25 protein-coding genes and 1 pseudogene are annotated in these 26,986 nt (G+C 40.6%); 14 read left to right on the forward strand and 12 right to left on the reverse strand.

Annotation, left to right across the window (positions count from 1 at the left end):
• Positions 1 to 26: 26 nt before the first annotated feature.
• Complete coding sequence (locus N8A86_RS09710; RefSeq protein WP_273568886.1) at positions 27 to 437, reverse strand: BrxA/BrxB family bacilliredoxin; 411 nt, start codon at positions 435 to 437, stop codon at positions 27 to 29.
• Positions 438 to 579: 142 nt separating this feature from the next.
• On the opposite strand from N8A86_RS09710, the gene N8A86_RS09715 reads away from it, so the two are divergent.
• From N8A86_RS09715 to N8A86_RS09730, 4 genes are all read left to right on the forward strand, one after another.
• Positions 580 to 1,317 (forward strand): TerB family tellurite resistance protein, encoded by a 738-nt coding sequence (locus N8A86_RS09715; protein WP_273568887.1) that lies wholly within the window; start codon positions 580 to 582, stop codon positions 1,315 to 1,317.
• 171 nt (positions 1,318 to 1,488) lie between these two features.
• Positions 1,489 to 2,073, forward strand: a complete 585-nt coding sequence (locus N8A86_RS09720; RefSeq protein ID WP_273568888.1) for a HupE/UreJ family protein — start codon at positions 1,489 to 1,491, stop codon at positions 2,071 to 2,073.
• Between the two features lie 115 nt (positions 2,074 to 2,188).
• Positions 2,189 to 2,626 carry a deoxycytidylate deaminase gene (locus N8A86_RS09725; protein ID WP_273568889.1) on the forward strand — a complete coding sequence of 146 codons (438 nt, stop codon included), beginning with the start codon at positions 2,189 to 2,191 and terminating at the stop codon, positions 2,624 to 2,626.
• A gap of 16 nt (positions 2,627 to 2,642) precedes the next feature.
• On the forward strand, positions 2,643 to 4,268 hold the full coding sequence (locus tag N8A86_RS09730; protein WP_273568890.1) for a S41 family peptidase: 1,626 nt from the start codon (positions 2,643 to 2,645) through the stop codon (positions 4,266 to 4,268).
• Between the two features lie 12 nt (positions 4,269 to 4,280).
• On the opposite strand, the gene N8A86_RS09735 is transcribed toward N8A86_RS09730, so the two are convergent.
• Entirely contained in the window at positions 4,281 to 4,484 is a 204-nt protein-coding gene (locus tag N8A86_RS09735) for a hypothetical protein (RefSeq protein ID WP_273568891.1), read from the reverse strand.
• 15 nt (positions 4,485 to 4,499) lie between these two features.
• Positions 4,500 to 5,081, reverse strand: coding sequence for a MarC family protein (locus tag N8A86_RS09740; protein WP_273568892.1), 582 nt, complete (start codon positions 5,079 to 5,081; stop codon positions 4,500 to 4,502).
• Between the two features lie 114 nt (positions 5,082 to 5,195).
• Here N8A86_RS09740 and N8A86_RS09745 point away from each other — a divergent pair, with 114 nt between their 5' ends.
• Complete coding sequence (locus tag N8A86_RS09745; protein ID WP_273568893.1) at positions 5,196 to 5,768, forward strand: DUF3109 family protein; 573 nt, start codon at positions 5,196 to 5,198, stop codon at positions 5,766 to 5,768.
• On the opposite strand, the gene N8A86_RS09750 is transcribed toward N8A86_RS09745, so the two are convergent.
• From N8A86_RS09750 to N8A86_RS09760, 3 genes are read right to left on the reverse strand one after another with little or no spacing between them, the layout of a single operon-like run.
• A complete protein-coding gene (locus N8A86_RS09750; RefSeq protein ID WP_273568894.1) occupies positions 5,758 to 7,398 on the reverse strand; it encodes a tetratricopeptide repeat-containing sensor histidine kinase in 1,641 nt (546 codons plus the stop codon). The two genes, N8A86_RS09745 and N8A86_RS09750, sit on opposite strands and share 11 nt — an antisense overlap.
• Positions 7,368 to 7,730 carry a hypothetical protein gene (locus N8A86_RS09755; protein ID WP_273568895.1) on the reverse strand — a complete coding sequence of 121 codons (363 nt, stop codon included), beginning with the start codon at positions 7,728 to 7,730 and terminating at the stop codon, positions 7,368 to 7,370. Before N8A86_RS09755 ends, N8A86_RS09750 begins: the two co-directional genes overlap by 31 nt.
• Positions 7,731 to 7,737: 7 nt before the next feature.
• Positions 7,738 to 8,472, reverse strand: coding sequence for a LytR/AlgR family response regulator transcription factor (locus tag N8A86_RS09760; RefSeq protein WP_273569049.1), 735 nt, complete (start codon positions 8,470 to 8,472; stop codon positions 7,738 to 7,740).
• Positions 8,473 to 8,820: 348 nt separating this feature from the next.
• Between N8A86_RS09760 and N8A86_RS09765 the strand changes: the two genes are divergently transcribed.
• The gene (locus tag N8A86_RS09765) at positions 8,821 to 8,973 is read left to right on the forward strand and encodes a hypothetical protein (protein WP_273568896.1); all 153 of its coding nucleotides are present in this window, start codon (positions 8,821 to 8,823) and stop codon (positions 8,971 to 8,973) included.
• 412 nt (positions 8,974 to 9,385) lie between these two features.
• Here N8A86_RS09765 and N8A86_RS09770 read toward each other — a convergent pair whose 3' ends face one another.
• Positions 9,386 to 9,514: a hypothetical protein gene (locus N8A86_RS09770; protein ID WP_273568897.1), complete on the reverse strand. Its 129-nt coding sequence runs from the start codon at positions 9,512 to 9,514 to the stop codon at positions 9,386 to 9,388.
• A gap of 319 nt (positions 9,515 to 9,833) precedes the next feature.
• Here N8A86_RS09770 and N8A86_RS09775 point away from each other — a divergent pair, with 319 nt between their 5' ends.
• The 4 genes from N8A86_RS09775 (at position 9,834) to N8A86_RS09790 (ending at position 15,079) form a co-directional block, all read left to right on the forward strand.
• Complete coding sequence (locus tag N8A86_RS09775; protein ID WP_273568898.1) at positions 9,834 to 10,085, forward strand: hypothetical protein; 252 nt, start codon at positions 9,834 to 9,836, stop codon at positions 10,083 to 10,085.
• Between the two features lie 65 nt (positions 10,086 to 10,150).
• Complete coding sequence (locus N8A86_RS09780; protein ID WP_273568899.1) at positions 10,151 to 11,077, forward strand: class I SAM-dependent methyltransferase; 927 nt, start codon at positions 10,151 to 10,153, stop codon at positions 11,075 to 11,077.
• A gap of 408 nt (positions 11,078 to 11,485) precedes the next feature.
• Positions 11,486 to 12,472 carry a ribonucleotide-diphosphate reductase subunit beta gene (locus N8A86_RS09785; RefSeq protein WP_273568900.1) on the forward strand — a complete coding sequence of 329 codons (987 nt, stop codon included), beginning with the start codon at positions 11,486 to 11,488 and terminating at the stop codon, positions 12,470 to 12,472.
• Between the two features lie 120 nt (positions 12,473 to 12,592).
• A complete protein-coding gene (locus N8A86_RS09790; RefSeq protein ID WP_273568901.1) occupies positions 12,593 to 15,079 on the forward strand; it encodes a ribonucleoside-diphosphate reductase subunit alpha in 2,487 nt (828 codons plus the stop codon).
• Positions 15,080 to 16,181: 1,102 nt separating this feature from the next.
• On the opposite strand, the gene N8A86_RS09795 is transcribed toward N8A86_RS09790, so the two are convergent.
• The 3 genes and pseudogenes from N8A86_RS09795 to N8A86_RS09805 all read right to left on the reverse strand — a co-directional run bounded on the left by N8A86_RS09795 (position 16,182) and on the right by N8A86_RS09805 (position 19,615).
• The gene (locus tag N8A86_RS09795; protein WP_273568902.1) at positions 16,182 to 17,099 is read right to left on the reverse strand and encodes a hydroxypyruvate isomerase family protein; all 918 of its coding nucleotides are present in this window, start codon (positions 17,097 to 17,099) and stop codon (positions 16,182 to 16,184) included.
• Positions 17,100 to 17,256: 157 nt separating this feature from the next.
• Entirely contained in the window at positions 17,257 to 17,904 is a 648-nt protein-coding gene (locus N8A86_RS09800; protein WP_273568903.1) for a gluconate 2-dehydrogenase subunit 3 family protein, read from the reverse strand.
• Positions 17,904 to 19,615: pseudogene (locus N8A86_RS09805) on the reverse strand (GMC oxidoreductase). The gene N8A86_RS09800 and the pseudogene N8A86_RS09805 overlap by 1 nt, the downstream one beginning before the upstream one ends.
• Before the next feature lie 137 nt (positions 19,616 to 19,752).
• On the opposite strand from N8A86_RS09805, the gene N8A86_RS09810 reads away from it, so the two are divergent.
• From N8A86_RS09810 to N8A86_RS09825, 4 genes are all read left to right on the forward strand, one after another.
• The gene (locus N8A86_RS09810; RefSeq protein WP_273568904.1) at positions 19,753 to 20,745 is read left to right on the forward strand and encodes a sugar phosphate isomerase/epimerase family protein; all 993 of its coding nucleotides are present in this window, start codon (positions 19,753 to 19,755) and stop codon (positions 20,743 to 20,745) included.
• An 80-nt stretch (positions 20,746 to 20,825) separates the two neighbouring features.
• A complete protein-coding gene (locus N8A86_RS09815; protein ID WP_273568905.1) occupies positions 20,826 to 21,215 on the forward strand; it encodes a DinB family protein in 390 nt (129 codons plus the stop codon).
• 12 nt (positions 21,216 to 21,227) lie between these two features.
• On the forward strand, positions 21,228 to 22,457 hold the full coding sequence (locus N8A86_RS09820) for a nucleoside permease (RefSeq protein ID WP_273568906.1): 1,230 nt from the start codon (positions 21,228 to 21,230) through the stop codon (positions 22,455 to 22,457).
• Between the two features lie 54 nt (positions 22,458 to 22,511).
• Complete coding sequence (locus tag N8A86_RS09825; protein ID WP_273568907.1) at positions 22,512 to 23,651, forward strand: Gfo/Idh/MocA family protein; 1,140 nt, start codon at positions 22,512 to 22,514, stop codon at positions 23,649 to 23,651.
• Positions 23,652 to 23,715: 64 nt separating this feature from the next.
• Here N8A86_RS09825 and lacZ read toward each other — a convergent pair whose 3' ends face one another.
• Both lacZ and N8A86_RS09835 read right to left on the reverse strand, forming a co-directional pair.
• Positions 23,716 to 26,721 carry a beta-galactosidase, LacZ type gene (gene lacZ / locus N8A86_RS09830; protein ID WP_273568908.1) on the reverse strand — a complete coding sequence of 1,002 codons (3,006 nt, stop codon included), beginning with the start codon at positions 26,719 to 26,721 and terminating at the stop codon, positions 23,716 to 23,718.
• On the reverse strand, positions 26,691 to 26,957 hold the full coding sequence (locus tag N8A86_RS09835; RefSeq protein WP_273568909.1) for a hypothetical protein: 267 nt from the start codon (positions 26,955 to 26,957) through the stop codon (positions 26,691 to 26,693). The genes lacZ and N8A86_RS09835 overlap by 31 nt, the downstream gene beginning before the upstream one ends.
• Positions 26,958 to 26,986: the final 29 nt, after the last annotated feature.

Consider the following 26,986-nt stretch of genomic DNA (forward strand, 5'->3'; position numbering starts at 1 on the left):
TGGGAGAGGGGGCTGGAGGGAGATGGCTAACAGAACTCGTTATACGCCTCGGTCAAATTCTGTGCGATGAGTTCGGCCGGTCTTCCTTCGATATGATGGCGTTCGATCATATGTACCAATTCACCATCTTTAAAAAGTGCCATACTCGGCGATGATGGAGGAAAAGGTACCATCAGGTTTCGCGCCGCATCGACCGCTTCGGTATCGACACCGGCAAATACAGTGACGATATGATCTGGTTTTTTGTCGTTCATCAAACTCATTTTGGCAGCAGGTCTTGCATTGGCAGCGGCACATCCACAAACGGAGTTTACGACCACGAGTGTCGTGCCTTCTTGGGTGATTGCCTTTTTGACCGCTTCGGCCGTATATAATTCTTCGAACCCGGCCATGGCCAAGTCGTCTCTCATCGGTTTTACTAATTCTGCGGGATACATAATTTTTTAAATTTTAAATGGATTACAAAGATAGGAGTTTTGTCGTATTTTAATCTTGAACTTGACGTTTTGTTGGGCTTATAAATCCCATCCCTTGTGAGGGAGACAGAGGGAGCTTATCTTTGAAAAAATTTATATTCAAATGATTAAATGGCTCGCTGCCATATTAGGTTACTCGTTTTTTCGGTTTCCCGGGGCGATATTAGGGTTTTTGGTCGGCAGCTTCATCGATAACCTGACAGGCAGTGGCGGAAGGGCAAAGACTATTTTGGGCGACCTCACGCGACAGAATGTGAGTCCGGCCGATTTTGAGCTGAACCTGCTCTCCCTTTGCTCTATTGTTATTAAGGCCGATGGTACCGTTAGTAAGCGCGAAATGGATTACGTGCAACAATATTTTGTCAGTACTTACGGAAAGGAAAAGGCCAATGCTATTTTTAGAACCTTTAACGATATCAATAAAAAACATGAGATTTCGGCCCGGCGCATCTGTGCGTATTTGAACCAACGTACCAGATATGAAGTTCGCCTTCAATTATTACATTTTCTTTTTGGTATTGCACAGGCCGATGGGAGTGTGAGCAACCCCGAAATCAACAAAATTCGTGAAATTGCAGGATATCTTCGAGTGGCTCTTCGCGACTTTGAGAGTATTATGGCCATGTTCGTACAGTCGGCCGACAATGCTTACAAGATTTTGGAGATTGAAAAAACGGCAACCGACGAAGAAATAAAAAAGGCATATCGCACCATGGCCAAAAAGTACCATCCCGATCGGGTAAATACCGAGGATGAAGCCATCAAGAAGGGAGCCGAGGAAAAGTTCAAGGAGGTACAAAAGGCCTACGAACAAATACAAAAGGAAAGAGGATTAAATTAAAGTGAATAGTATGCGGTTGCGGTCGGCAGTGTTGTTTTTCAATAGAACTCCTGCAAATTTTCTCAAAGTCGAAAATTGAAGGTTCTTATCTTTGGGCCTTAAACGTTGCTTGGGGCTCGCGAAGATAGCTTTGAACTGCTTACTGCAACTGCCAACTGAAGACTTATAAATATGCAGGATTTCTGGTTTTATATCAAACTTGGTCTCGAACATGTTTTGGATCTGGGGGCCTACGACCATATTCTTTTTTTAGCGGCGTTAGCTGTTCCTTTTACATTTAAAAATTGGAAAAAAGTACTGTTGCTTGCGACCGTTTTTACGATAACACATTGTCTTTCTTTGGGTCTTTCAGCTTATGGTGTTTTGATTATGGATGTAGGTTTGATAGAATTCCTTATTCCACTGACCATTTTATTGACAGCGGTCTTTAACATCATTTACGCCAAAAGTGATACCGAACATAAAACGATTTTACTGCATGTTATTGCTACCGCTTTTTTTGGAGTGATTCATGGTTTTGGCTTTAGCAATTACTTCAATATGCTCATGGCGGGTGAAGAGGAAAAATTAGGTCCGCTTTTAGGCTTTGCAACGGGGATCGAACTTTCACAACTTACGGTAGTTTTGGCCGTTTTGAGTGTGACGTATCTCTTTCAATCGGTTTTAAGGGTCAAGAAAACGATTTTTATTGTTTCAGTCTCTATTTTAATCCTACTTGTAACAATACCGATGTTGATAGCGACGTTTCCTGTGTAAGGTCACGATTGACTTACCAAGGGACATTCTAGGGGAGGTGTGTTAAATTTAACCTTATAATCGTGTTCGGGTTTCTTAAAACAGGTAAATTCGTATTCGAAGATTATTGGATTGAATGAAACCCGCTAAACAGGAAAAATACGATAAAGCCTATTTAAGAATGGCCCAAGAATGGGGCAAACTGTCGTACTGCGAACGCAAGCAGGTAGGTGCGATAATTGTTAGGGACCGTATGATTATTTCCGATGGCTATAATGGAACGCCTACAGGCTTCGAAAATATTTGCGAAGACGAAGAAGGATATACCAAATGGTATGTTTTACACGCTGAGGCCAATGCGATTTCGAAGGTGGCCTCTTCCACACAATCTTGTGAAGGTGCAACGTTGTACATTACATTGTCACCCTGTAGAGAATGTAGCAAGCTGATTCATCAGTCTGGCATAAAACGTGTAGTCTATCAAATTGCCTATAAAGATGATTCTGGATTAGAATTTTTGAGCAGAGCGGGAGTCGAGCTGGTGCATATGCCAATCATTGAAACGACCGTATAAATTTTCCAAAGAAGCAATGAAAAAGAAATACCGTTACTTAGGACCCTTTATTCTTGCAGCCGTACTTGCGGCGGGTATTTTCGTTGGTGGCAAGTTACATTTCAACGATACGCCTGAAAGACTTTTTACGACCAACTCAAAAAAAGATAAGCTCAATCGGCTGATCGACTACATCGACTACGAATACGTTGACGAAATCGATACCGACAGCATTGTTGACGTTACGGTAAATAATATTTTGGAAAAGCTGGATCCCCATTCTGTCTATATTCCCAAACAGGAAATGGATAAGGTTTCCGAAAATATGAAAGGTGATTTCGTAGGGATCGGTATTAATTTTTATCCTTATAAAGATACCATTGCGGTAATCCGCACTATCGAGAACGGCCCAAGTTTCCTAAAGGGTATAAAGCCGGGAGACCGTATATTGATGGCCGATAATGATACCATTTACGGCAAGGATCTGGCCAGTGATTCCGTGGTAGAAAAGTTGAAGGGAAAAAAGGGATCTACAGTGAAATTAACCGTATACCGTAAAAGCGAAGACCGCATATTTACAGTGAATGTAAAACGTGATGTGGTCCCAATTAAAAGTGTGACGGCCTATTACATGTTGACGAGCGATATGGGCTATATCAAGGTTAATCGCTTCGCCGAATCGACATTTAAGGAATTCAAGTCCGCCCTACGGGAGTTACGAAAACAAGGTGCCACAAAATTGACCCTCGATCTTCGCGATAATCCCGGAGGATATCTGGGTATTGCCGAACAAATGGCCGATGAGTTTTTGCAAGATGGGAAACTGATTCTCTTTACCAAGAACAAAAAGGGAAAAGTTGACAAAATATATGCTACCGATGAAGGAAGTTTTGAAGATAAGCCGGTCTATGTGCTTATCAATGAACGATCCGCTTCGGCCAGTGAGATCATTGCCGGGGCACTTCAAGATAATGATATAGGTACTATTGTAGGCCGTCGTTCATTTGGTAAAGGTCTCGTGCAGCGCGAAATGGAACTCGGCGACGGTTCGGCCGTTCGTTTGACCGTATCACGATATTATACACCCACGGGCCGCTCCATTCAAAAATCATATGATAAGGGACATAAAGACTACTATAAAAAGTTTACCGACCGTTACCATAATGGAGAAATGGTCTCCGTGGATAGCATCAAGGTGGCAGACTCGCTTAAATTTACCACTCCAAGAGGTAAGGTGGTCTATGGCGGTGGCGGCATTATTCCCGATATATTCGTTCCAATAGGCACCAATGAAGAAGAGGCCGTGGAAAGCATGGACAGTTATGGTTTTATATCCTTTTTTATTTTTGAACACTTAGAAGAAGATAGAAAACGGTATACCGACTATTCAAAAGAAGAATTCATAGCCGACTTTAAGGTCGATGATATTCTATTCGAACGATTTGTCGACTATTGCATTGGCAGAAAATTGAACATGGGGTTTTATGATTATGAAGAACCCATAAAGCTCTACTTGAAAGCGGCAATAGCAGATCAACTATTCGGACCAAATGTACATGCCTTGATCAAAAGCTCGGCCGATACAATGCTGAAACAGGTTTTGGAACTTGACAACCCTGTAGTGAAACAAGGAGAGGCGGAGGAAATTGAGTCAAAGAATTAACCTTGACCTACCCTATTCTTCGTTCAGCTTGTTTTGAATTTTCTTCGAAGTAATATAAATAAGCAAAAGTACAATGGCACAAAGCGATGCAATAATGCCTATGATCGCAATGATGCTATTGCCTTCCAACGGATTTTCAAAATTCACCAAAGTGACATTGTAAGCAATCAAGGCGATGCCCAGAACAATTAATATTATGGAAAGGGTTTTGTTCATCTAGTCGTATCTTGTTCATGACAAAAGCTGATTGATATTGGTTGTGAACAGCTTTACTGCAATGGCCATCAAAATTACACCAAAAACTTTTCGTATCACGTTCAGGCCACCCTTGCCCAATACTTTCTCTATTTTTTTGGATGATTTCAATACAAGATATACAAAAATCGTGTTGGCCACAATGGCGACGATAATATTTTCCACATGGTATTCCGCTCTGAGGGATAGCAGTGAGGTAAGCGTTCCGGCACCGGCGATCAAAGGGAAGGCGATAGGAACAACTGAAGCACTTTCGGGTTCATCATCGCGATATAACGAGATACCCAAGATCATTTCTATGGCAAGAAAGAAGATAATCAGGGCGCCCGCTACCGCAAAGGAATTCACATCGATTCCGATAAGGTTTAAGATTTCTTCCCCGACAAAAAGGAAGGCCACCATAATACAGGCGGCCACTATGGAAGCTTTCCCTGATTGAATGTGTCCAACTTTTTTTCGTAGCGTAATAATGATAGGAACGCTTCCTAAAATATCTATGACCGCGAACAAGACCATAGTGGCCGTCGCGATTTGTCTAATGTCAAAGTTTAAATCCATGGACACAACTGAAAATTTCGGCAAATTTACGTTTAAAAGAAGTATTGAATAGTTTTTGAAAGGAAATATATTATCCTACTTAAAAACTATCTTTGCAAGCCTTAAATAAGTCAAATGTTCCAAATTGGAAAAACCATTATTTCAGAAGAGATATTAGAAAATGATTTTGTCTGTAACCTTACGGCCTGTAAAGGCGCATGTTGTATCGATGGTAATGCCGGTGCACCGCTCGAAGATAAGGAAACTGAAATTCTTGTTGACATCTATTCGGATGTCAAGGCCTTTTTACGTCCGGAAGGAATCGCAGCAATCGAAGAACAAGGTGCGTTCGTGAAAGGTGACGATGGCGAATGGGAAACCCCATTGGTTAACAATAGTGAATGTGCCTATATGATTTTTTCTGAAAACGAAACCGCGAAATGCGGTTTGGAAGAGGCTTATAACCAAGGGGCCTCGAAGTGGAAAAAACCAGTTTCATGCCATCTTTATCCAATAAGGGTTCGTGAATATACCGAGCTCACGGCCGTGAATTATCATAAATGGGAAATCTGTGATCCCGCTTGCACATTGGGTGCAGAATTAAAAGTACCGATCTATAAATTCGTAAAAGAGGCCTTGATAAGAAAGTTCGGTGTGAAGTGGTATTCAGAATTGGAACAGGTTGCCGAAGAACACATTAGACGGTAGGTATATGCACTACCACCTTTGTGCCCGTAGGATTGTTGTTCTGGTCAAAAAGATCCAAAATTTCAACATTAAAATAGTTCTGATAATCTCGTGAAAAATTCGCGAGCCGTTCTTTGGTGATATCGATACCGACAGATTTTCTCTTGAGAACTTTGCTTTCCTTGATTTTTTCTGCAGCCTGACGACCGACCCCGTTATCAGTAATGGTGATATTTATGAATCCGTTTTTTCCACGACTCACTTGTAGATCAATTTTCTTTTTCCCCTCTTTTGAGGATAACCCATGCCAAAGTGCGTTTTCTAAAAAAGGCTGTAAAATCAGGGAAGGGATTCTCACCAACTGTGGATCGATGTCATCTTCAATGGTAATCTTAAAGTCGATTTCATTTGAAAACCGTATGTTCTCTATGTTCATATAAAGTTCAACGGTTTCGAGTTCTTCCGCAAGCGGAATTTCTTTTAAAGAAGATGCCTCGAGAATTTTGCGCACCAATTTTGAAAATTTGTTGAGGTAGTGCACAGCGTTCTTCTTTTCATTGTTGATGATATAAAGTTTAATGGAATTTAGCGAATTGAAAAGAAAATGCGGATTCATCTGACTACGCAACATCGACTGTTCCAGGGTCAACATTTTTTTATCACTTTTGAGCTGGTACTGTCGATAGAGAATATAAAAAAGACCTGCCAAAAAGACCAACACAATACCGCTGATCAAAAAAGTCGTCTTACTTTTCTGCAAACGTTGTTTTACCGCTTCATTGTCCTTTGCCAAGGCCTCTATCTGGGTGCTTTTCTTTTCAGCTTCGTAGCGAAGAATCATGTCATTCACATAACGCAGATTGCGATCGTTCGATATTTCGTCATCATAATGTTCGGCCACTTTATAATATTCCATGGCTTTTTTATAATCACCACGTTTCCATGACAGATCTGACAAGTACGTATTGGCCTGAGCTATTTCCCCCGGAAGGTTATATTCTTGAGCAAGTTCCAAGCCTTGTTGTAAATGACCCTTTGCAGCCTTGTATTTCTTGAGGCTTATTAGGGTCCATCCTAAGGTAATATGCACCAAGGCGATGATTTCTTGATCACCCAATTCGACTGCCTGTGGTAGAATTTCTTCCAAAATAAGTTGGGCTTCTTCGGTTTTATCTTGGTGAACATAGACATGGGCGATTCCGTTTTTACATATAATACGGCCTTTGTCGGAATCGATTTCTTCATTATAGGATAATGAAATGGTATAGCTTTGGAGCGCTTCTTCAAGTCTTCCGAGGGCTTCATAGCACTCCCCAATATTTTGATAATTTATGGCTAGGCCCAGTTTGTTGCCCAGTTCTTCTTCGAGTTTCATCGATTTTTGAAACTGTTCAATGGCAAGGTCGTATTGCTCTAAGGTTTGGTAGATGTTTCCTATTCCGTTCAAAGACACATTGATGCTCCGTTTCAGTCCCTTTGAGGGGTTCTCGACCGTCTCTGCTAATTCTAGGGCTTTCTGACTATAATCCAGGGCAGATTTTATAGCGTCGGTCTTCCGAAAAACGACACTGATCATATTCAAGCTATAGACCTCGAATTCGAGGTTTTCACCAGTCTGCGCTATTTCAAAAGCTCTTTGATGTAAAGCCAAACTTTTTGAGAATTGCGAAATATCACGGTATTTTCTGCCCAAATGATTGAGTGCGTAGGCCTGCCCGGCATGATAGTTTTTTTTTGCCGCTTCTGCCGAAAAAACCGCATGGCCACGGTATCTTTCCTAATAGGTCGTAATACGGCATCGATTTCACTATAGGTCTTCGGAGCTGTTTTGATGAGGCTATCGACGGAATTTTTGAGGGACTCCGTTACATCTTGCGCATTGGTATACGATAATGCAAACAGTATAAAAAAAGCACAAATGTATTTGGGCAATGTACTTTGCAAATGGTGTTTCTGCTTTATATGGAGTGTGGAGAACTTCATATGGTAATTAAAGCATATCTAAAAAATCGGATTTTTTTTGTCTCGAGACCGGAATTTTGTGATTTGATTTTAGAACAACATAGCCATCGGTCTTGAGAAACTCTTTGATTTTGTTCAGATTGATGATATATGAGTTATGGATTCGAAAAAAAGATTCTTGCGGAAGCATATCGTTCACTTCCTTCAATTTTTTGGTCAAAACGATTTTCTGTCCATCGGCAAGAAAGATAGTGCTGTAATTGCCATCAGATTCGGCATATAGAATTTCATCGCTTTCTAAAAAGAGAAGTTTTCCATCGGTACTGAACATTATCTTTTTGTCCAACGAGTTGGAATTGAAGTTCAAAAGAATTTTCTCCAATCGTTCCGAGGTAAAATTTTTGGCATTATACTTTTTTATTTTGCCAATGGTCTCTTTGAGATCATCTGTGTCGATCGGTTTTAACAGATAGTCAATAGCCTCGTTCTTCAAGGCCTTTATGGCATATTGGTTATATGCCGTAGTAATAACAACGGGAAAATCTTTGTTCTTGAGTTTTTGAATGAACTGAAATCCGTCCATGGTAGGCATCTCAATATCTAAAAAGAGGCAATCCGGGGTGTTTTTTTCCAAATAGTCCAAGGCCTCAAAAGGATTGGTAAAGGATGCTACGACCTTTATTTCATCACTAAAATTGGTGAGTTCCCAAGTTAGGCTTTGCAATGCTTTTGTTTCGTCATCGACTATTACCGCTTCTATCATCATCTGTTATTTGTACTTAGTCAAGTTAATCAAAAATAGCAGTATTGTCTTGGTTCCTTTAAGAATATGTATCGTTTGAAGTGATTTAAGTACGGTTGGTAGAAAAATAGTGAAATATGGTTCTGTCTTTATATACCGAAAATTGGCCATAAAATGAGTAAAACGGATCAGAATCGATAAATGACCTGAACAGATGCCATTTATACAGAATTCGGCACCATTTATACATAATGCCGTTTGAGGATAAGGGGCTTGAGCTAGATTTGGTCTTAATAATTTATGTTGTGTTTCCTTGTTTGTCAAGGTATAGTATAGTTTGCCCTTAGTCTACAGTTAAAGTACAACACCATGAAAAAGTGTGCGATTATGTTCGCTCTTCTAGTTTTGACGCTCTTGGTAGCAGCTTTGAAGAGTGACCAAAATGAAATGATACCGGAGGACGCTTATGCACTGGAAGAAAGCGATTTGGAGCAATCGGTCTTAGGAAGTAAAAAACCTTGAAAGACTTCCGTTCATAAATTGAAAGTCACAGATTTAATGAAGCCGTAGCCTGTTAAAAGGTTATTATGGGTTTGTCATTGAAAAACAGAGCCTTACGGCACGACAGCATAAGGTCTTTATCTATGAAAAAAAGTGTTTTTCATCGGAAATTGCTTATTTTTACTGCAACTCCCCCGATTATACATAGAATACTTTTGGTTTGGAAAAAAGAATAGGCAGTCGATGTCTTATTCAAATGTAATAAAGTATTGAGATTATAATAATTTTATGAAACTGCCATACCAAAAGGTACGGTCCGAAGGAAATACGTTATATAAAAGAGCGTGTTACTGTTTTTAAAACAGGTCCGTCTGGTGAAGTTCTGAAATTTGGCACCTGACCAACTTGTTGGTTATGGTGATTTGCTCGATAATTAGGTTTCGGGGGAACTACCTAAATCAGCTCCAAACGAAGAGTCCATCACTCGTGATGCATCGGAAGGGCCGTACGGTTTGGCGGTATCATACAAAAGTAGTCTTGAAGGCCATGAATCTAGATTCATGGCTTTTTTTTGTAATAGCGCCACGACTACCTCTAGGTCCGTATTAACATTTCTTCCTCTACATAGTATGTGGCTATTTTAAAATTGGGGTTGTTTGCCCCTATGTTATTTGGGCCGAACACCTCTAGTGTCACTGAAAGTCTACAATTATCTTTGGAGTATTAAGATTTGGCTTCAGAAGTTAGGATGATTTCCGCAATGTGATCGAAGTCGAATATTGTAAAATCACTTCCCCCCGTTAACCTTTTCTCAATCTATACATAAAGAATAAATAAGAAATCAAAATGGGAGTGCCCCAATCAAATAAAATCGACATCGTATGAAAACGTCTATTATTCTTATCGCAGCACTTATTCTGAACACCACGTTGCTGTTGGCAGAACCAGTTTCTGATTTGTTAAAAAGTATTAGTGTTTGGCCATTTGTAATATTGGAGATACTTCTTTTTGTCGGATACTACCTTAATTTAACCTTGAGGGACTTTAGAAAGGTCACAAAACCGGACTTCACCAATCTAAAAATATTCGTTGTCAAAGGAAGTAAAGAAATAAAAACGGATACCCGGTCTTAGGTTCATGTGTCTGCGGATAAAAAAAAACAGGAATAGAAACAAGCCCCAAAATAAAAACCAGAAAGATGATTACGACTACAGCACTTCAAAAACCTTCCAAAGTCGATTTGGTGATCTATGACCTAAAGCAGTTTATTCGTGAAGAACGATTGAACAAAGACAATTTTTGGCAGTTGGATAGTATGTTGTTCGTAATTAATTCTGAACTAAAAAAAGGAACGTTGACCAATGATGGTATTTCTCGAATACGTTCTTGGTTCGATTCTGAATTTTTAAGAGAAACTATCCATGGGTTGGGCTTTATGAAGCCTAATGGTTACCCTGGAGACTATCTTTTTTTAGACAGAATCTATACCCGGCATATAAGCAAAAATCCTAAATATGGAATATGGGATGAATATGTACAACAGCATGCCGCTCCGAATGCCGTTCGTAACCGTAAGGCGTATTTGAAGAAATTGGTTCTCGAAAAAGCGGCGGACAATTCACGGTTGAATCTTCTTAACGTGGTAAGCGGTTCAGGAAGGGAACTTTTTGAACTATATGGTCAATTTCAAGTCAAAAATGTAAATACTACCTGTGTAGAAATAGATCAAGGGGCAATTAATTTCTCCAAGAGGCTGAACAACGAATACCTTGAAAATATAAACTATGTCCATTCCAATGTTTTCAAATTTAGAAATAACAAAACCTACGATATGATATGGTCCGCCGGGCTTTTCGACTACCTGAACGACAAGGCGTTCGTATTCGTTCTGAAAAAGTTCAAAGATTGGCTGTCGCCCAGAGGGGAAATCATTATTGGAAATTATAATGAGGAATATAACCCCAGCCGCGATTACCTTGAAATTCTAGGCGATTGGCATTTGATCCATAGAACGGAAGCCCAACTTATATCCCTTGCCAATGAGGCGGGACTGGATAATTGTATCGTCAAGGTAAACCGCTTAGAGGATAATGTTATACTCTATTTAAGCCTTAAAATGAAGTGATGCCTACTATGGCCATTAAGAATGCCCCTTTTTAAACCAAGAAGTATATTAAAACCATACTTTTTGGTTTATTTTTTGTGCTTTATTTTTCTACGAAAAAATTGAAATTCCTTGAGATTTTACAAAGGTCAATGAACATCACGAGTGAGCCTACATTTCAACAGAGCGTGTTAAAAACTTTGTGATTGTTTTGATGCATCGCCCTTTTTTGAACGCTTACATTTTTCCATCTTTGTTCATCCCGACAGTAAGGTAATTTTCATCCTGCTTATCTAAGTTAATTCGAGTTGCATCATTCAAAGGTCTTTTCTCCCGGTGAGAAGATTGGATCCGAGCAACCGACCAAATGAATGTGCGCTTGAATATTGTCCGAAATCGAAATACGAATTAAAAAAACTAAACAACATTATGTCAACAGCGTTAGAGCCGATTCTAGAAGAAAATGAAGACCGTTTTGTAATTTTTCCTATTAAACATCACGATTTATGGGAATGGTATAAAAAATGTGAGGCCTGTTTTTGGACCGCCGAGGAAATTGACCTTCATGAAGACCTGAACGACTGGAACAATAAATTGAGCGACGATGAGCGCTATTTCATCAAGCATATCTTGGCCTTCTTTGCCGCCTCGGATGGTATCGTGAACGAAAATCTGGCCGAAAACTTTGTAAGTGAGGTGCAATATGCCGAGGCGAAATTCTTTTATGGTTTTCAGATTATGATGGAGAACATCCACTCTGAAACCTATTCTCTTTTGATCGATACCTATGTCAAGGACGAAAAGGAAAAAAATATTCTTTTTAAAGCGATCGAGAATTTTCCCGCAATCAAAAAGAAGGCCGATTGGGCACTGAACTGGATCGACTCCCCAAGCTTTGCGGAGCGTTTGATTGCTTTTGCTGCTGTTGAGGGTATTTTCTTTTCAGGTGCGTTCTGCTCTATATTTTGGTTAAAGAAAAGAGGTTTGATGCCGGGGCTTACGTTCTCGAACGAATTGATTTCAAGGGATGAAGGTATGCACTGCGATTATGCCGTACACCTGCACAATAAGCATCTGATCAACAAGGTGCCTAAAGAACGTATCACTGAAATCTTGACAAATGCCTTGGATATAGAACGTGAGTTTATCACTGAATCGCTTCCAGCGAGTTTGATAGGAATGAACTCAAAGTTGATGACACAATATCTTGAATTTGTTACCGATAGATTGCTGGTTGAATTGGAATGTGATAGAGTTTACAATTCCACGAATCCTTTTGATTTTATGGATATGATTTCACTTCAAGGAAAAACAAATTTCTTCGAGAAAAGAGTTTCTGAATATCAGAAAGCAGGCGTGCTGAACAAAGAAAAGGATGAGGATGCACAGAAAATCAGTTTCGACGCAGACTTTTAAATAGATTTCATAAAACCTCTTGAAATACAGAGGTTTTTTGTGCGCTAAAAATAGAATGTAAAGTAATTGTTAAAGCCAGGCTCCTATAAATAAAGTTTCATTAAAAATAATTGTAGCAAAATGTATGTAATCAAAAGAGACGGAAGAAAAGAGGTAGTGATGTTCGACAAGATCACGGCCCGTGTTCGAAAACTGTGTTATGGGCTCAATGGGTTGGTAGACCCTTTGAAAGTGGCTATGCGCGTTATCGAGGGGCTATATGATGGCGTGACGACATCAGAACTTGATAATTTGGCGGCCGAGATTGCCGCGACCATGACGACGACTCATCCTGATTACGCAAAACTGGCAGCTCGTATTTCGGTATCGAACCTCCATAAAAACACGAAGAAATCTTTCTCAGAAACGATGAAAGATCTTTATGAATATGTAAATCCTAGAACCAACAAGAAGGCTCCATTGTTGTCCGATGAGGTTCACAAGGTCATTTCGGAAAATGCCGAAAAGTTGGATTCGACGATTATTTATAACCGAGATTTTGGCTACGATTATTTCGGTTTTAAAACGTTGGAGCGTTCCTATCTTTTGAAATTGAACGGAAAAATTGCGGAGCGACCACAACATATGTTGATGCGTGTCGCCGTGGGAATCCATTTGAACGATCTAGATTCTGCCATCGAGACGTACGAATTGATGTCAAAGAAATATTTTACCCATGCTACTCCGACCTTGTTCAATTCGGGCACGCCGAAACCGCAAATGTCCTCTTGTTTTCTTTTGGCAATGAAAGATGATAGTATCGATGGCATTTATGATACATTGAAACAGACGGCCAAAATTTCCCAATCAGCGGGGGGTATCGGCTTATCTATCCATAACATCAGGGCAACAGGCTCTTATATCGCGGGAACCAACGGTACCTCAAACGGTATAGTGCCTATGTTACAGGTGTTCAACGACACAGCTCGCTACGTAGATCAAGGCGGCGGCAAGCGAAAAGGAAGTTTCGCCATTTATGTTGAACCATGGCATGCCGATGTGTATGAGTTTTTGGACTTGAAAAAGAACCATGGAAAAGAAGAGATGCGAGCTCGTGATCTTTTTTATGCCATGTGGATTCCGGATTTGTTCATGAAAAGAGTGGAGGCCAATGAGGAATGGACCTTAATGTGCCCTAACGAATGCCCGGGATTATTTACGAACCATAGTGAGGAGTTCGAAAAATTATATATGGGGTATGAAGAACAAGGAAAAGGAAGAAAAACAGTAAGGGCCCGTGAACTCTGGGAGAAGATATTGGAATCACAGATAGAAACCGGTACGCCTTATATGCTCTACAAAGATGCGGCCAATCGCAAGAGCAATCAGAAAAATTTGGGCACTATTCGGTCTTCGAACCTTTGTACCGAAATTATGGAATATACCTCACCAGATGAGGTCGCGGTATGCAATTTGGCTTCTATCGCCTTGCCCATGTTCATAAAAAATGGAGAATTCGACCATAAAGAATTGTTCAGGGTCACCAAACGTGTGACCAAGAACTTGAATCGGGTCATTGATAGAAACTACTATCCGGTCAAAGAGGCCGAGAATTCGAATATGCGCCACAGACCCATCGGTCTTGGGGTACAGGGATTAGCGGATGCCTTTATCATGTTACGCTTACCCTTTACAAGCGACGAAGCTAAAAAGCTGAACCAAGAAATTTTCGAAACACTTTACTTTGCCGCGGTTACCGCCTCTATGGAAGCAGCTAAGGAAGAAGGGTCGTACTCGTCGTATGAAGGTTCACCTATTTCCCAAGGAGATTTTCAGCATAACCTTTGGGGCATAAAGGATGAGGAACTTTCCGGAAGATGGGATTGGGCGAAATTGAGAAAAAGCGTTAAGAAAAACGGAGTGCGAAACTCCCTTTTGGTAGCACCGATGCCAACCGCTTCTACATCACAAATTTTAGGAAACAACGAGTGTTTTGAACCATATACCTCCAATATATACACCCGTAGGGTTTTGAGCGGCGAATTTATTGTGGTGAACAAACACCTTTTGGAAGATCTTGTAGAACTCGGACTTTGGAACGAGAACATGAAGCAAGAATTAATGCGCGCCAATGGGTCAATTCAGCATATCGAGACGATACCGCAAGATATTCGAGAGCTCTACAAAACCGTATGGGAGCTCAGTATGAAAGATATCATCGATATGTCAAGGCACCGAGGATACTTTATCGATCAGAGTCAGTCATTGAACCTTTTCATGGAAAATGCCAACTATTCGAAATTGACTTCTATGCATTTTTACGCTTGGAAAAGCGGGCTTAAAACTGGCATGTACTACTTGCGCACTAAGGCAGCGGTCGACGCTATCAAGTTTACGTTAGATAATACCAAGAAAAAAGAAATGCCAATAAGTGTAGCGGCAGAAGCGGAGGTAGCAGCGGCAACATTACCAAACCCAGAAGCAGCTACCGCAATGGAAGTAAAAGCCACCTCGGTCGCACAGCAAGAATTGGACATACAGCCTATGACAGCGGCAGAAATGAAGGAAATGATAGCAAGGGCGAAAGAGGGACAGGCCGATGATGATTGTTTAATGTGCGGATCTTAAAACGTTGCCATTCCCGCGCTTGTGCTGAATTCATTTCAGTGAAGGAGGCAATCTGTTTAATCAATAGCATAACCTTTTACAAATCAACCTCGGTCAAAAGCCGAGGTTTTATCTTTGGCACACTACTTCGAGCAAGCCCAAGACGCATTGTCAAAAACTTTAAATTTAGTGTTCAGGGCAAGCGTCGAATCATTTTAATCTCGATTATCGAGTAAATTTTCAGGTTGAGGTAGCGATATAGAATTCTTGACCATAAGCCAAATAAAATTGCTAAGGCTAAGTGAAAATCTAAAAATAGAAATGATATAAATTATAATGTTAAAGCAATTTGGAAAACGAATTGCTCTAACCTCTAAAGAAGTGAAAAGGTCTTATTTTTCAAAATAAGGTCGCAAGGCACTTGAGAAAACCAATGCCATTGCGTAAATAATAAGAATAATGATATACTTGTCCATGCCCCAATAAATAACTGTATAATAATATACGGTTAAAGAACGCAAAAAGACTATTTAAATTTTAAAATATGGCAAAAAAATAACGGAATAACCAAATTTTTCGTAATGACCTACAAAAAATAAGGCATTTATAGACGACCGGAAAGGAAAATGACACATATACGTCTTTATGATCAAGATGTATATGTGTCATGTTGCATTGGTAACAATCGGTCACTTTTCATTTTGAAAAGCACGATTGCACTTTAGTCCTCTAAGCTCAACTCACGTTCCCTTTTAAAAAAGCGTTTGTACGAAACCTTAGAAATCAACAATAATGCAATGTAACTGATAAGTAGGTATAAATACGGGGTCATATAACAAGAACGGAGGTTGTCCGTGATATCTTACTATTGTATTGTGCTATACATCGAAAAGCAATCAAATTTTCGATGAAAGGCAAAATTTTGATTTTTATGATCGATGAATAACAAAATCATCGATGACTGACCCGAATAAACTTTCGAAATCTTTTACTTTAATTGTGGGCGTTATAGTAAACTAGTCGTTAAAGGTTAAATTTAACCTAGAATAGTCATGCTGAATAATCCTTGTAGTAAAATAAAAAGACGCCTAAAAGGCGTCTTTTTATTTTCAAATACGGGTTCTTACATAAAAGCATCCACCTCTTTATAAGCATCAATAACAGTCTGTTCACCTTCTTTACCTTCCTTCGAATTACCATGCTCCATCCCCAGCACCCCATCGAAACCTTTTTCATGGATCCATTTGAAGACATTTTTGTAATTGATTTCGCCCGTAGTCGGTTCTTTTCGCCCCGGGTTATCGCCGATTTGAATGTAGGCGATTTCATCCCAGGTGAGCCCCATGTTATGAATGAGATGGCCTTCGGTTTTCTGTAAATGATAGATATCGTACAATATTTTACATGAGGGACTGTCCACCCCCTTACAGATCATATAGGTCTGGTCGGAATTCTGTAGATACAGGTCTGGCGAATCGGATAACGGTTCAAGCACCATAACCAAGCCGTGGGGTTCGAAAATTTCGGCACCTCTCTTCAGAGCTTCTATAACATGACCATCTTGTACGCCTATGGGCAAGTTTCTTTCAAATCCGCCGGGGACTACGGTCATCCATTTTGCATTGACGCGTTTGGCTACTTCGACGGCCCTTTTGCATCCATCCAAAAATATATCGATATATTCTTGTTTTCCGGCTGCTAAAGTATTGGCCATATTCCCTCCTTTATCGACCACAAAAACACCCATGGTCATACCACGTTTAGCAAGCGTTTCGCCCATATTGGTCTGTAACGATACATCACGTTTCATCATGCCGTTGTCCTCAAAGGCCGTAAACCCCTGATCGGCCATAAAGTTGATCTGGTCAATCGGATCTTCACCTGCATGAGCTTTGAACATGCCCAAATGAGGAGCGTACTTTAAATTAAAAGTATGTGCGTCAACATTTTTTTTGGCCTCGTTTGCATGTGCCAAAATACCTCCCATGGAAAGTACTCCGGTTGTAAGTGCTGTCTTTTGAATAAAATTTCTTCTTTTCATTTTCTTATCGGTATGGTTGAACATTTAGGTTTCTATAAACTTAGATAAAATGCTGTATCTAGCAGCCCCAATTGAGGAAAAGAGTAAAACAGAAAAAGAGTTAAAGGTTACTATTTGCTGCCCATAACTCTTTCTTCCTTGACTCTTTAACGTTAAGTTATAAAGACCAAGTTTTGCCCTCAGTAAGCTCTTGAAGATCCCCACAAGCGATGTATTCCCCAGGAACCGGCAGGTAGGCCAAAACCTCTTCGCCTACATATTCCGAGGATTTGTATCCCCAAATGGTCATGCCCCTTAGATTATTGGCAAAGGCGAATCTCGAAATCGCATCGTCCAATTCTGCCTGCTCACCTTTCGCAATGGACTCGGTATATGAATTGATGGCTTCAAAATTCTTGACTTCGTCTTCTTTGGTCACTTTTAAGGCAGCCGCCAAAACAGGTTCAAGATCTTCAGCAGAAAGGTCTTCGATTTTTTCTTTTCCAGCATCTTTCAAGGCTTTATCCAAAAACTTCCCCATTGACATTTTTACAAAATCTTGCTGCTCTTTTTCCATGACCTGATTAGCGAACCGATCAATGAAAATATCGACCTGCACCTCAGATGCCGATGGCGTATCGGTCTTTGGCAGGATAATATCTACCAATTTGGTCAACACGGCACCTTGTTCCTTCGTGAAAAATTCAGGGGTCCATGTCAAGACTTTTTCTTGTTTACAACTTTGTACGATACCGAGCAACGTTGGGGTGGCCACCACGTAACCGAGCGACAGCCCCATATTTTTGAGTGCTTTTCTTCTATCCATTATATATTTCCTTTTTTAAGTTCTTTGACTGCATGATCTGCAGCTCTGGCCGTAAAGGCCATATAGGTTAATGAGGGGTTAACACAAGCGGCGGAGGTCATAAATGCCCCGTCCGTTACGTAAACATTGGGTACATCATGTAATTGATTGTTACCGTTGAGTACCGATGTTTTTCTATCCCTTCCCATGCGCGCGGTTCCCATTTCGTGAATTCCCAGACCAAGGCCAGTAGGTCCGTCATGCCCTTTTACATCACGGAATCCTGCTTTTTCCAACATTTCTACTGCAGATTCCTGCATATCTTTTCTCATGGCAAACTCGTTCTCTTGTAGATCGGCATCAAAAGTGACTGTAGGTAGTCCCCATCCATCCAGTTTGTCGTAATCCAAGGTCATACGGTTATCTTCATAAGGGAGTACTTCGCCAAAACCGCCGATACCCATCGTCCATCCACCTGGTTTAAGTATGGTATCTTTGAGGTCTTTTCCATACGAGAGTTCTGCGACCGTATCTTCCCAATCGCCCCTGCTTGCACCTCCTGATAGCCGAAACCACGTTTGTAGTCTTTTCTATCGGAAGCACCGCCCAGGTTCCTAAATCTTGGAATATAAACTCCGTTAGGTCTTCTTCCTTTATAATATTTATCATCGAAACCATCGAATTTACCGGAAGCACCAACACCCAAATGATGATCCATAATATTTCTTCCCAACTGATCGGAATCGTTGCCCATTCCGTTCGGGAATCGATCCGATTTGGACTGCATTAAAATAGCGGTCGACGCAATCGCCGAAGCACAAAGAAAGATTACTTTGGCCTTGAATTCATGGGTCTCTTTGGTAACACGATCGATTACCTTGACACCTGTGGCTTTTTTCGTATCTGCATCGTAAATGACTTCATGAACTATGGAGTCCGGTCTAAGCGTCATGTTTCCCGTTGCCTCTGCGGCAGGTAATGTAGATGATAGACTGCTGAAATATCCTCCAAACGGGCAACCGCGAATACATCTATTTCTGTATTGACATTTGGTACGTCCGTCAAAGTTTTTTGTTCCTGTAATGTGAGCAACGCGACCGATCGTTACCGCACGGCCATCAAAACCTTCCATCACTTTTTCTTTGAACTGCTCTTCAACGCAGTTCAGTTCCATGGCGGGCAAAAAATTACTGTCGGGTAGTTGAGGTAGATTAAGAGCCTCGCCGCTCACACCGATATAGTCCTCAACCTTGGCATACCATGGTGCAATATCTTTATAGCGTACCGGCCAATCGACGGCAATACCATCTTTTTTATTCGCTCCGAAATCAATATCGCTCCAACGATAGCTTTGGCGGCCCCATTGTAACGAGCGTCCTCCAACGTGGTAGCCGCGCATCCAGTCGAAACGTCTGATTTCATTATAGGGATGAACAAGATCGTTTACGAACCACATGCTACTTGCGGCATTGGTCGTGTAGCCAGTCCTACTTTGTTTGGGTTGCTTTTCTAGGTCTTCTTTGGTGGGTTGTCCGGCATTGGGAAAATCCCATGGATCCTTGTTGGCAGTCTCATAGTCCTCGATATGTTTTACCATTCGGCCTCTTTCAAGAACGAGGGTCTTTAATCCTTTTTCACACAACTCCTTTGCGGCCCAGCCTCCACTGATTCCTGTACCTACAACAATCGCATCGTACGACTCTTGCTCTTCATTGTAATAGAATTTACCCATGTAGCAATTTGTTTAGTCTCTAAATTTATTAAATATAAAATTAATTTTCTACTTTTAAACACTATACTTCAGAACGGCATTGGACTAAAACGATATCGTTAGACAAAATAATCAAACGGCAACCAACGAATTTCAAAATGAAAAGATTCAAGACACTTACTAGACTTTCTTTTTTAGGAGGTCTTATTCTTATGATGGTATTTTCATCATGCAAGGAAAACAAAAAGACCGATACCGAGACAACGACCGAAGAGCCGGTCGTAGAAGTAAAAGAGCCATTCTTCAAACTTTCATTGGCGCAGTGGTCTATTAATAAAATGATAAGGAATGACAGCGTGGACCCTTACACCTTTGCCGAAAAGGCCAAGAACTGGGGTTTTTCAGGTTTGGAATATGTAAGTCAACTCTATCCTGCCGATTTGAAGGACAACGAATATTCACCCGAAGCTATGGAGGCTTTCGTAGAAAAATCAAACGCCGAGGCCAAAAAGCATGGATTAGAAAATGTTTTGATCATGATCGATGGTCAAGGTGAACTGGCAACACCCGATGCTGCCGTGAGAAAAAAGGCCGTGGAAAATCACTTCAAATGGGTCGATGCCGCCTCAGCTATGGGTTGTCATGGAATTCGAGTTAATCTTGCCGGAAGCGACGAACCCGAAGAATGGATGGCAAGTTCAGTCGATGGCCTTACCCAACTGGCCACTTACGCAAAGTCCAAAAACATCAATGTAATGGTCGAGAACCATGGCGGACTGTCATCGAACGGCGCTATGCTGGCCGAAGTAATGACGAAGGTAAACATGGAAAACTGTGGTACCTTACCCGACTTTGGAAATTTCTGCATCACTAGAAAAAAAGATAGCAGGGATTGTGAAGAGATGTACGATATCTATAAAGGGGTAACCGAATTGATGCCCTATGCCAAAGCTGTCAGTGCCAAATCGAACGAATTCGACGAAAATGGCAACGAGGTCAATATCGACTATCCTAAAATGTTACAGATCGTAAAAAATGCGGGTTATGCAGGGTATATCGGAGTTGAGTATGAGGGCAGTGAACTCGGCGAGGAAGAAGGTATCATTGCGACGAGGGACCTTTTATTAAAGGCAGCCAAAGAAGTCGAATAAGTTTAAACCAGTTCACTAACTACGTTTCATGAAGGTTTTTTTAATCAGTTATTTGATTACAACTTTTTTTGCAATAAAAGGTGATCGAACAATGCAGTACTATCGATTCGGTGCCGGCCAAAAGCTTAGAACTTTTTAGCCATGTTCTTAACGCCCATCATATCTGGAATGCCAGAATTTTAGGGAAACCTGCTGAATATGAGGTTTGGCAGTTACACGATCCTAAAGACTGGGGGGACATACATTACGAGAACCAGCGCAGTTCGTTCGAGATCGTGACCGATGCCGATGATTTTGAAAAGCGGATCGATTACGAGAATTCCGAGGGGCGTTTGTTTACCAATACTTTGCAGGATATACTCTTTCATATACTAAATCACTCCACCCATCACCGAGGTCAAATGGCAATGGATTTCAGGGCCAATGATATCGAACCCCTAAAGTTGGATTATGTATTTTACAAACGTTAAATAGTCAAAACTATGAAAAATGGGGTACGTGTTCAGCTCTCGCTGATGATGTTTTTGGAGTTCTTTATTTGGGGCGGCTGGTTTGTAACCTTAGGTTCTTTTTTAGGAAACAACCTCAATGCCACGGGTGCAGAAACAGGTATGGCTTTTTCAACCCAGTCATGGGGGGCTATTATCGCACCTTTTATCGTGGGTTTGATTGCAGATAGATATTTTAACGCAGAACGCATACTAGGAGTACTTCATATTATAGGGGCGATTTTAATGTATCAAATGTCGCTTGCCACAGAGTTTAGTGTTTTTTATCCATACGTTTTAGGATATATGATCGTCTATATGCCAACATTGGCCTTGGTTAATTCTATTTCCTTTAGGCAATTGAAAGATCCGGCCAAGGAATTTCCTTTTGTCCGTGTTTTTGGGACATTGGGGTGGATTATAGCTGGATGGGTCATTAGTTTTGGTTTCAAATGGGATTCCATCGAAAATATAGGTCAAGGAGCGCTCTACAATACATTCTTAATGGTGGCAATAGCTTCAGGTGTACTCGGTATATTCAGCTTTACTTTACCCAAGACACCGCCAACGATTAAAAAGGGCGAAAAGGTCAGTCTTTCTGATATTTTAGGATTGGATGCCTTGAAATTGTTGAAAGACAAAAACTTCCTGATTTTCTTCGTTTCTTCGGTCTTGATTTGTATACCACTTGCATTTTATTATCAGAATATAAGTCTTTTCCTCACAGAATATAAAGTTGAAAATTCAACCACTTGGGCGACGTTAGGTCAAATATCAGAGGTGATGTTCATGTTGTTGTTGCCTTTTTTCTTTAAAAAATATGGGTTCAAAAAAACCATACTCTTTGGAATGTTAGCGTGGGTCTTACGGTATCTTCTCTTCGCTTTTGGTGATGCGGGAGACCTGTTCTTTATGATAGTGATGGGTATCATACTACACGGTATTTGTTACGATTTCTTTTTTGTTTCAGGTCAGATATATACCGATTCGAAAGCGGGGGATAAAATTAAAAGTGCGGCCCAAGGTCTTATTACATTGGCTACTTATGGTATTGGTATGCTTATCGGTTACTGGGTCGCGGGCCAGATTTCCGATAAGTACCTAATTGCGGACAATACGCATAGTTGGCAAGAAATCTGGATTTTCCCTGCAGTTTTTGCAGCCATTGTTTTTATATTGTTCATGTTTTTCTTTAAAAATGAAGAAATTGAATACGAATCTTAACGGATGCGCAGAAACGATAGGGAGAATTTCAAACAAATAAAATAGTAAAGTATTATGCCAAAAAAGATCAGATTAGGAATTTTAGGAGGAGGGGGCGATTCCCTCATAGGGGTATTGCACAGGGTGGCGGCCCATATCAACGATAATTATCAGATTACCGGGGCGGTCTTCAATCCTGATTTTAAAGCGAATAAAGCGTTCGCCAGGGAAATCGATGTCCCTCTTAATCGAATTTATGAAGATTTCGATATCATGATCGAGGAAGAAATGAAGCTTCCGGAAGATGAACGTATTCAAGTCTGTTCGGTATTGACCCCGAACTTTTTACATTTTCCGATGGCCAAAAAGTTGTTGGACAATGGTTTTCATGTCATCTGCGAAAAACCGATGACCACCACCTATGAAGAGGCCAAAATATTACAGAAAGCACATAAAAAGGCAGGAACCGTTTTTGCCCTGACCCATACCTACACGGGTTATCCCATGGTACGCCAAATGCGAGAGATGATAAAATCGGGTGCTTTAGGAAAAATACATAAGGTAGATGCACGATATTACCAAGGATGGATCAATACGATAATCCACGATAAGAAAAAGCGCTCTTCTGTTTGGCGTTTAGATCCCAAAAAAGCTGGAATCAGTTCTTGTATGGGCGATATCGGGGTACATGCATTCAATATGATAGAATACACAACAGGATTAAAAGTGCAATCCCTATTGTGTGATTTCAATTATCTGTACAAGGATAACAAAATGGATGTCGATGGCACCGTACTCATTCGAATGGGTGACCATATCAAAGGTGTCATCCGGGGAAGCCAAGTCGCTACAGGCGAAGAAAACGGATTGGCCATTGCCATTTATGGAGAAAAAGGAGCTTTCCGATGGGAGCAGGAACGGCCTAACTTCTTATATAAATTGAGCGATACCGAACCTACCCAAGTTTATAAACCAGGGCATGCCTACAATTCAAAACTCTCTTTGGATGGTACAAAAATGCCGGCCGGTCACCCGGAAGGGATTTTCGATTCAATGGCAAATATCTATCTGGGTGCCGCCAAGGCTATTCGAGGAAGAAAATATAACGATGGAGAGTTTCCGACTATGGAAGATGGCGTTCGCGGAATGGACTTCATTGAAGCTACCGTTGCTTCCCATAAAAAGGGGAATATCTGGGTAAAAATGAAGAAATAGATATTGCTCATAAATCAAAAAAGCCGCATAAGCGGCTTTTTGATTTAATAAAAGGTATTAGTCTCTAGTTCACTGGCTTAATCATATAACTGAATGAATAATTCCCTGCTTTTATTTGGTACTCTTCATGCGGCATCAGTCCCCAACTATTATCGCCTCCAACACCCATTTGGCTATGGTCAATATTGATATTGATCAAGTCACGTTTGATAATATCGTAGGTGTGGCGTTGCTGTTTTTTATCACCTTCGTCAAAATCGGAATTATACTGATGATGCGCACTGAAGCCGAATAGTTTTGGAGCGCTGATTTCGATGCCTTTGCCAACTGAATTTGTAAAAGACAAAGTTCTAATGTCGGTTCGATTACCATTTTCTTGCGGACGGATATATTCGAAATATAGCTCTTCTACCTTTGCATCATGTTTGCCGACAAGTGCGGAAGTTTTACGATCTTGATAATTTTCATGCTTTCCTCTTCCGTACCAGTTCACATTATCATAGGTCGTATCGATAATAAAATTATTTCCAAAACGCGGGAGTATGGGAAGACTTTCTTTAATGTTCATCAATTTGGTATCGACCAATAGTTCCCCTTTGTTATTGATGGAATAGGTAATCACGACTTCTCCCCCCACTGAAGGCAATTTGTATTTCGCCGTCAAACGTAAATCGTTTTTGACCTTGAAATTATTTTTGGGGAGCGTTATCGCATCGACTACTTTTTTTCCTTCATTGGACTTCAATTCTAAGGCGACAAGATTTTGTGTTGCGGTAGCTTCTTTCCATTTTTTCAATTTTATTGGCATGTTATAGCCATAATCGTTATCGATAGGTGCCCGCCAGAAATTGACACTTGGGCCTTTTTTGATTATGTTGCCATTACCGTAATCTAGGGCTGTGAGTGTGCCATCGACACTATTGAATCCGATTTCGAAGCCATTTCCCGCAACTTTTATGATATCGTCTTCTTTGGTCACGGAGATTCCATCGGTATCCATTTCAAAAATGGATGGGGTATAATCGGTCAATTGAAATTGCTCATACGCCAATAGAAAATGTTCGGGTATTAATGCGGTTTCAGTCCTATTGGTCATAAAAATATTCAAGAAATACTCGGCTTCCGGGTTTGAGAATTTCGGAAGTTCAATTTGTATTTCTTTAGATTCGTAAGGCTTCAAATCGACTTTTTCAATTCTTCCATTTGCGACTTGATTTCCGTTTTCCATCAACCGCCAAGAAAAGTCATATTCCGAAAGGTTTGTGAAATCATACATATTGGTCAAAGTTATTTTTCCCGATTTCGGATTTTCCGATTTGAACTTTACGTATTGATAGACCTTCTTTACTTCATATAAAGATGGATGCGCCGAACGATCGGGGTTGACCAATCCGTTCAAGCAAAAATTGTTGTCGTTTTGAAGATGCCCTGCTCCAAAATCCCCTCCAAAGGCATAAAAATCCACTCCATCTTCGTTTTTGGTTTTGAGGCCTTGATCGACCCAATCCCAAATAAAACCACCCTGAAGTACATCGTACTTCTCGATGACATCCCAATAGTCTTGAAGATTACCGACACTATTACCCATAGCATGGGCATACTCACATTGAATGTAAGGTCGCTTAGGATTATTAGTAGCGTAGGCTTCCATGGATTCGATGAGGTCGTACATTGGTGCTTGAATATCGGTGTTTTCATACATCGTAGCACCTTCATATTGAACGGGTCTAGTTGAGTCTTGTGATTTCAACCACTCGAAGGTGGCAACAAAATTCTCTCCATTTCCTGCTTCATTTCCCAAAGACCAAGTCACGATAGAAGTGAAATTCTTGTCGCGTTCAAACATTCGAATGGTACGATCCAAATGCATTGCTTTCCATTCTGGGCGATATGCCGGGTGTATTTTTATTGCTTCGACATCATTGTCAAGTCCTTGGTTGGTTGCCCCCATTCCATGAATTTCGATATTGGCCTCGTCGACCACATAGAATCCATATTTGTCGGCCATTCTATAAAAGAAAGGGTTTTTAGGATAGTGACTGCAGCGAATCGCGTTGAGGTTACTTCGTTTCATAACTTCCATGTCCTTTAAAGTAATCTCCTCACTGATCACATGGCCGGTGGTTTCATCGTGATCATGAAGGTTTGCCCCTTTAATGAGCACAGGTTGCCCATTCACCAAAAATTGGCTGTTCTTGATTTCGATTTTCCGGAAACCGATTTTAGAACTTACCGCTTCCATGACCTCTCCTTTTTTGTTTTTAAGGGAAAATAGCAGGGTGTACAGATTCGGCTTTTCGGCATTCCATGTTTTCACCTTCGGAATTTGCTTTTGGAATTCGACCTTGGTTTTGCCTTGTGCAAAATCAACTTTTTTACTTTCAGAATAAATCTCTGAATCTCCGTCGAGCAACTTTATTTCTACCTGATAACCCCTGGCTTTTTTGCCGTCATTGGCTATTTCTAAATTGAGGTCAAACTTACCGTCAACATAACTATTTTCTAAATCAGCAATGGCTCGATAATCTTTGATTGTTAATTTGTTGGTTGCATATACATAAACATCCCGCTCTATTCCGCTCAAACGCCAAAAATCTTGATCTTCCAAATAACTGGCATCCGACCAGCGAAGAACTTGAACCGCTAACGAATTTTTGCCTTCCTGTAAATATTGAGAAATCTTGAATTCAGCAGGAGTTTTGCTTCCCTCATTGTATCCGACCATCTTTCCATTAATCCAAACGTATGTCGCTCCGCTAACTCCACCAAAATGTAAATAGATGTCTTTGTCGTCCCAGTTTGCCGGAATTTCAAAATCACGCTTATAACTTCCTACAGGATTTTCTTCATGAGGAATAAAAGGTGGGTTCTTCGGAAAAGGATAAACGACGTTGGTATAAATAGGAGTTCCGTAGCCTAATACTTCCCAATTTGAAGGCACGGGAATTTTATCCCATCCGGAAGTATCATAGTCCGAATAGAAAAAGTCGACCGGGCGGGCCATTACATTTTCTGCATAATTAAAACTCCATTCCCCATTTAGCGATTGGTAAATAGGGAATTTTCCCAACTGTCATTTTCAAGGGCGGTTTTTTCATCAGCATAGCGATAAAAAGAGGCTGTGGGTTCTTCGCGATCGATTTCGAATATTTCGGGATTCTCCCATTCAGGGTTTTCCCATTTCGGAGCTTGGGCGTACGCTTGAGCTAAAAAACCGAAAAGAAAAAGTAGTGTTGAAAAACGAAAGATTAGCTTGTTGAACAAAGAGGTATTCATAGTGTACTTGCTTAAATTGGTGCTGTCCAAGATAAACAAACTTTTGGTAAGGAGAAGGC

The organism is Maribacter halichondriae (genome assembly GCF_027474825.1).
GTDB classification, from domain to species: Bacteria; Bacteroidota; Bacteroidia; order Flavobacteriales; family Flavobacteriaceae; genus Meishania; species Meishania halichondriae.